The following is a 6642-nucleotide window of genomic DNA, read 5'->3' on the forward strand; positions in this document are numbered from 1 at the left end:
TTAATCTCTCGCATTAGTTGTAATACCCGAGATTAAACTCGGCAGAACGGGTTCGGACATCTGGGGATTACCCCAGCCTCGTCCCTGAGCAGGGCCGGTACCCGGCGCCGCCTGCCGAGGACAGGGCCCAACCGGCGCACGCCGGCTTCCACTAGGGATAATTCCCGAGATTAATCTCTGAGATTATTGCTATGCTCATCGGCAACGACACACAGAGAACAGGAGGCAGGAGACATGCAGGACATCAAGAACCGGGCAGACGCCCTGATCACCGGCACGGGCTGCGAGGCCATCGCCGACGGCGTATGGCTGCTGCACGGGCAGGGCCAGTCTTTTGTTGCCGATATCGGGGGCGCGCTGCTGCTGGTGGACGCGGGGCCCGGCGGCAAGGTCACGCGCGGCATGATCTCGGCGCTGCGCGAGCACACCGCCCTGCCCCTGGCCGCCATCTGCTTCAGCCATGGGCACCTCGGCTACAACGCCGGCCTGTCCGAATGGCTGGCTCACGCGGCGCAGCGCGCGGACCCGCCGCCGCGCGTGATCGCGCATGCCAATGTGCCGGCGCGCCGCGCGCGCTACCTGGAGACCATGGGCTTGCAGGAACGCATGGCGGAGATCCAGTTTCGCCACCCGGCGGGCGCGCTGGCCGGGCGCCTGGTCAGCCCCGCGCCAGGCGAGACCTTTACCGATTCTCTCGTGCTCGGCAGCGGCCCGCGGCGCGTGGAGATCCTGTGGGCGCCGTCGGAAACCGACGACGCGGTTGCTGTCTGGCTGCCGGAGCAGCGGCTGCTGTACGGTGGCCCCGCCGTGATCGACTCCATCCCGAATATCGGCACGCCATTGCGCACCCTGCGCGATACCGTGCGCTGGGCCGACACGCTGGAGCGGCTGGCCGCGCTGGCGCCGCGCACGGTGATCCGCGAGTTCGGCGCCGCGCTCGAAGGCGAGGCACAGTGCCGGCAGGTGCTGACACAGACGGCGCGCGCGCTACGCTGGCTGCGTGCCGAGGTGGTCAGGTTGATGAATGAGGGCTGCGGGGAGCGCGAAGTCCTCGCCAGGCTCGAGCTGCCGCCCGAACTGTTCGAGCAGCCGTGGATGCGCCCCGCCTACGGCGACCCGAGCTATATCGCGCGCGACATCTATCGCTCCGAGAACGGCTGGTGGGACCGCAATCCGACCTCGCTGCACCCGTGCGCGCCCGACCGCGCCGCCGCGGAGATCGCCGCCGCCGTGACGGATCATGATGCGCTGATCCGACATGCCGAGTCGCTGGCCGCGCGCGGCGAGACCCAGCTGGCGCTGCACGTGATCGACGTGCTGGCCACCGCCGACGGCGACTCGCCCACGCTGGCGCGTGCCCGCGCATGCAAGGCTGCCCTGCTGCGCCAGCGCGCCTCGCAGGTGCGCAGCTACGTGTCGCGCAGCCTCTATACGGCCGCTGCCGGCGCGATCGAACAAGGTGGCCGCAACGCCCTGGGCATCCGCTGATGCCCGCCGCCGCCTCGGACACCACCGCAATGGAGACAGACATGCGAAACCCCGACCGACGCCGGACACTACGCCACGCCGGCTGCCTTGCCGTGGCGATCCTGGCCGCCGCCGGTAGCCTGGCCCCGCTCCAGGCGGCCCGTGCGCAAGCCCCCTGGCCCGCGCACCCGATCCGCCTGGTGGTGCCCTCCTCCGCCGGCAGCGGCACCGACCTGTTCGCCCGCCTGCTGGCCGAGCGCCTGGGCAAGGCGCTCGGCCAGACCGTCGTGGTGGACAACAAGGCCGGCGCCACCGGCATGATCGGCAACGACACGGTGGCCAAGGCCAGGCCGGATGGCTACACGCTGCTGTTTACCTTTGCGGCCTCCGTGGTCATCAACCAGACCTTGCAGCCGAAGTTGCCCTACGACGCGCTGCGCGATCTCGTGCCGGTGGCCCAGGTCGGCGCCGGCGGCAATTTCCTGGTGGTGTCGCCGGACTTCCCCGCGCGCGACCTGAAAGAGTTCGTCACCTATATGAAAGCCCACCCGGACGCCTATGACTACGCGTCCTGGGGCGTGGGATCGGGCGGCCACCTGACCATGGAATCGCTCAAGATGCAGACCGGCATCAAGCTGCGCCACGTGCCCTACAAGACCGTGCCGCAGATCCTGAACGACCTGCAGGGCGGCATCATCAAGGTGGCCTTCGTCGACTCGTCCTCGCCGCTGCAACTGATCCGCGCCGGCAAGATCCGGCCGCTGGCCCTCAGCGGCACCCACCGCGGGCCCGCGCTGCCCGGGCTGGCCACCATGACCGAGCAGGGCGTGCCGTTCGATACGGATAGCTGGTACGGCATGTTCGCGCCGGCCGGCACCCCGGCGCCGATCGTGCAGCGGCTCAATGCGGAAGTGAACCGCATGCTCGGCGACCCGGCCATGCGCGAGCGCTTCCGCCAGCTGAACCTGGCGCAGATGCCGGCCAAGAGCAGCGAGCAGTTCGCGCAGACCGTGCGCAGCGACATCCAGGCCTGGGGCGAAGTGATCCGCGTCAACCGGATCAGCGCCGAGTAGGCGCTGGCGGACTGAGGCCGCCGCACCGGCTGCCGCGCTAGACGCGGAAGTCCGCCGCCATGTCGGCGTCGGTGCGCGCCTCCAGCCGGCCGGAGCGGCATGCGTTGACGAAGATCTCGAAGTCGCGCTCGACCTGGTCGGCGTAGGCGTTGGAATAGGCCACCAGGGCATCGGCCATGGCGTCGCTGCTGCCGAGGTAGCCGCTGATCTCGATCGCACTGCCGCTGGCCTTGGCGTGGGCGCGCGCCAGCACCCACCCGCACAGCGCCGCATAACCTCCCAGCGTGTCGACATCCATCAGCTCTATCTCCGGCGACAGCTTCATGTCGCGCAGCTGGCGCAGGTAGAAATGGCGGCCGAACGGACCGTCGTTCCAGCCCAGGAAGACATCGCTGGCGGCCTGCATCAGCCTTTGTCCCTCCACCACGCGCCGGCCCTCGTGCGCGACCGGCGCCGACTTGAAGAAGCGCGCCACCACCGACTGCGTGGCCTGCTTGCTCTGCAGGAACAGCGGCTTGCCGTGGTTGTCGATCATCAGCACGACCAGGCAGCGCGTGCCGACGCTGCCCACCCCGACCACCTTGAAAGCCACGTCGTGCCGGGTGAAATGGCTAAGCAGCTGGCGCCGGTCCGGCGACAGCGTGGACATGTACGCATCGAAGGCTTTGTCCATGGCCTTGTTGACATCGGTGACCTTCATCCAGTTGTCCTCGGGCGAGAACAGCGTGTTCTTGCCCTGGACATGGAATACCGCGGGCGGCGCGTCGCGAATGATCCAGCGCTCCCCCACGCGCTCGGCCAGCTTGGACAGCAGCGCTTCGCTGGTGCGCTCGGCGGCGCGTTCCATGCCGCGCTCCAGGCGCTTGCGTACCTGCGGCGCCTGCGTCTGCGCCATCAGCCGCTCGAAGGTGATGCACTCATACCAGGTGTCCAGGATGCCCATGCCGGCATACTCGGCCATGTGCTCCTGGTAGCTGCGGACCGCGCGGTAGACCAGCTCTTCGGCCACGCCCCGCTTGTGGCGCAGATGCCTGGCCGCCACCACGAAACTGCCGGCGAGCCGCTTCAGGTCCCATTCCCACGGGCCGGGACTGGTCTCGTCGAAATCGTTGAGGTCGAACATCAGCGACCGCTCCGGGCTGGCGAAACCGCCGAAGTTGGCCAGGTGGCAGTCGCCGCAGATCTGGATCGTCAGGCCCGAATTGGGCGTGCCCGCCAGGTCGTGCGCCTGCAGGATGGCGCTGCCGCGGTAGAACGCGAACGGCGATTCGATCATGCGCCCGTAGCGCAGCGGCACCAGCCGCTCGACGCGGCCTGCGCTGTTGATCTCCAGCAGTTCCACGGGATCCCGGTCCACGTTGCCGATCGCGGCGTGGGAGCGCCGCGGCACGTGCTTGCGGGTAATCCTGCCGCTTTCGCGGCGGCCATCGGACTCGGCAGGTGTTTCCACGTTCGGCTCCGCTGCGCCCTGCGGCGGGCGCCCACGCCTCAGGACTTGGGCGAACTGACGGTGATCGAGACGATCTGGCGATAGACGATCTTGGCGAGCCGGCCCGCCTGGATCTTGCTAAGGTCGATGTTGGGATCGCGCACGGCCACGGTACGCAGTGTCTCTTGCGGACCGCGGAACGTGATGGTGCGGTTCTTGGCATCGACCTTGGTGACCTGCGCAGTGACCGTGGTGGTGATCTCGCGCGCGAAGCCGGGCTTGTCGCCTTCGCCGGCGCGCGCGGTACGCTCCACCGTTTCCGTCATCGGGGTGTCCTTGCTGTCGATCGGCTCAAGCCCCGTCACCAACACGGCCTGCCGCGCCAGCGTGACGATATCGCCCTTGCGGACCTGCTTGAAGTTCTTGACTTCGTCCCCGCCGATCAGTTCGACCACGTTGCCGCGCGGACCCTGCACCAGCACCGCCTTGGTATCCGGATCGATGGCGACGATGCGCCCCGATATCACGGCCTCCTCGGCAATGCCCACGGCCTTCGGCGGCGCAGCGTGAACCGCGGATGCGAACGCCATGGCGGCGCCGAAGCCGAGYGCGGAGAGGGAATGGGAGAACAGGCGGCGTGTTGGCATGGGTTTTCCTGGTCTTGTTTCTGAAGGTCTGCGAAAGGAGGATATGCAACGCCGGCGGCACGCAAGACTTGGCTGGGGCTTTGGCGGCGCATCAGCTTCAACATAGCGCGCAATGCGGGCCCACGGCATGCCGCTTGAAAGATTTCATATCGGGCACCGAGAAAATAAAGTGACGGGGAAACGGTATCGCCGCGCTAGTCGGCCATGCTCCGCCGCCCGCCCACGAACCAGTTGTAGTAAGGGTTGCCCGGGTCCGCGCGCATGACTTCGCGGATATCCTGCAGCCACTGCTCGCGGTCGCCCCGGTAGGCATTGAGGCCCGCGCCATAGAAGGTCATGAGATTCTGCCGCTCGGTCGCGATGGCGCGGCGCAGGCCGTCGTCCGCGCCGCGCAGCGGCGGCTCCGTACGCAGCGCCAGCAGATGCTCCAGCACCAGCGGGAAGTCCGTGCGCCGCACCCACGGCGCGTATTCGATACGCGGGCGGTCGTCGGTCACCGGGCGGGCGTCGCCCGCGTATTGCTCCAGCCCCTCGCGGCCGGTCACCCAGGTGGCCAGCAGCGCCGCTGGCGAGGCGATGCCCACCGCGCGCAGCGCGGCGCCCACGTCGGGCTGCGCGAAGCGCGCGGCGATGCGCGCGGCATCCAGCTCGATGGGCGCGGGCGATCCCACCAGCATCATCTCGTGCAACTCGGTGGTCCACAGCGTGGCGTAGGGAAAGGCATCGAGGAAGCTGCGCACCAGGGCCCGGGTGTCTTCGTCGTTCTGCGTGGGCAACGGCAGCCACTGGGCGACCAGGCCGGCGGGCTGCAGCCGCGCGGCGGCAAGCCGGTAGAAATCCGTCGAATAGAGGTTGACCACGCCGGCGGCCGACGGCGGCGGCGGCTCCAGCGTGATGAGGTCGTAGCGTTGCTGGCTTTGCAGCAGTTCGCGCCGGCCGTCGCGCAAGCGGATCTGCACGCGCGCATCGGCGCTGACGCCGTAGTTGCCGGCGAACTGCGGCACCGCGCGCGCCACCGCCGGCAGCAGTTCGGCCACCACGCGCTGCTCCAGGCCGGGATAGGCCAGCATGGCACCGGCCGTGATGCCGGTGCCCAGGCCGATCACCAGCGCCGAGCGTGGCGTCTCGCGGTGGATAAGCAGCGGCAGCAGCGTCTGCAGCCGCATATAGCGCAGCGAGGTCATGGTGTCGCCGGAATTGGACACGCCCTGGATATACAGCCGCTTGAAGCGCTTCTGCCCGAAGGCTTGTTCCACCACGGCCACGGTGGCGCCGCGGCTTTCCTCGTAGAACACCAGCTCGCCGCCGCGCGCGCGGGTCAGCAGCACGGCCAGCCGGTCGGGCGGCGCCAGCAGCGCGACGCCCAACGCCAGCACGGCCAGCAGCGCGCCGCCCCAGCGCGCCGGCCTGCCCACGCCCTGCCCCATCAGCACGGCCGCCAGCGCCACCGCGCACGCCGACACGGCCAGCGCCGCCAGCGCGTGCACCAGCCCCAGCGCCGGTACCAGCACGAAACCCGCGATGGCACTGCCGGCGATGCCGCCCACGGTGTTGAGGGCGACCACCGCGCCCACATCCCGCCCCATCCGGCTGCTGTCCACGGCGATGCGCAGCATCAGCGGAAAGGCCGCGCCGAGCAGCAGCGTCGGCACGAACACCACGCTTAGCGCCGCCACCGCGAAGCGCGCGCACATGGCGACAAGCTGGCTGCCGCCCGCCGCCACCATCCATGCCGACGCCAGCGCCTGCCAGCGCAGCAGCCAGTCGCCCAGCCACACGATCTCCAGCAGCGCCGCCAGACCGGCACCGGCGATCAGCAAGGCGAACAGGCCCCATGGATCGCGCACGCGGTCGGCGCGGCGCGCCATCAGCGCGCTGCCGGCGACCAGGCCGCACAGGTAGGTGGCCAGCACCACGCTGAAGGCAAAACTGCGGGTGCTGATGAATTGCACGATGGCCTGCGACCACACCACCTCGTAGCCCAGCGCGATGCCGCCGGCAATGGCGTAGAGGCCCAGCGCCAGGC

General features: G+C 69.2%; 5 protein-coding genes. 2 read left to right on the forward strand and 3 right to left on the reverse strand.

Going from position 1 to position 6642, the window contains the following annotated elements; translation table 11 throughout:
* Positions 1-234: 234 nt before the first annotated feature.
* Both AC1DO7_RS03530 and AC1DO7_RS03535 read left to right on the forward strand, forming a co-directional pair.
* Positions 235-1488, forward strand: coding sequence for an alkyl sulfatase dimerization domain-containing protein (locus AC1DO7_RS03530; protein ID WP_441617087.1), 1254 nt, complete (start codon positions 235-237; stop codon positions 1486-1488).
* Positions 1489-1529: 41 nt separating this feature from the next.
* A complete protein-coding gene (locus AC1DO7_RS03535; protein WP_441617090.1) occupies positions 1530-2540 on the forward strand; it encodes a Bug family tripartite tricarboxylate transporter substrate binding protein in 1011 nt (336 codons plus the stop codon).
* Between the two features lie 37 nt (positions 2541-2577).
* Here AC1DO7_RS03535 and AC1DO7_RS03540 read toward each other — a convergent pair whose 3' ends face one another.
* The 3 genes from AC1DO7_RS03540 to AC1DO7_RS03550 all read right to left on the reverse strand — a co-directional run.
* Positions 2578-3990, reverse strand: coding sequence for a DUF2252 domain-containing protein (locus tag AC1DO7_RS03540; protein WP_441617092.1), 1413 nt, complete (start codon positions 3988-3990; stop codon positions 2578-2580).
* Positions 3991-4028: 38 nt separating this feature from the next.
* Positions 4029-4616: a hypothetical protein gene (locus tag AC1DO7_RS03545; RefSeq protein ID WP_441617094.1), complete on the reverse strand. Its 588-nt coding sequence runs from the start codon at positions 4614-4616 to the stop codon at positions 4029-4031.
* Between the two features lie 194 nt (positions 4617-4810).
* Positions 4811-6642 (reverse strand): spermidine synthase (locus tag AC1DO7_RS03550; protein ID WP_477115793.1); only part of this gene is annotated, 1832 nt, incomplete at its 5' end.

This window comes from Cupriavidus sp. 05N40 (assembly GCF_056397305.1).

Bases quoted from the DNA above. Each gene is read 5' to 3' on its own strand.
- AC1DO7_RS03530 (WP_441617087.1), top strand. From the start codon at position 235: ATGCAGGACATCAAGAACCGGGCAGACGCCCTGATCACCGGCACGGGC.
- AC1DO7_RS03535 (WP_441617090.1), top strand. From the start codon at position 1,530: ATGCGAAACCCCGACCGACGCCGGACACTACGCCACGCCGGCTGCCTT.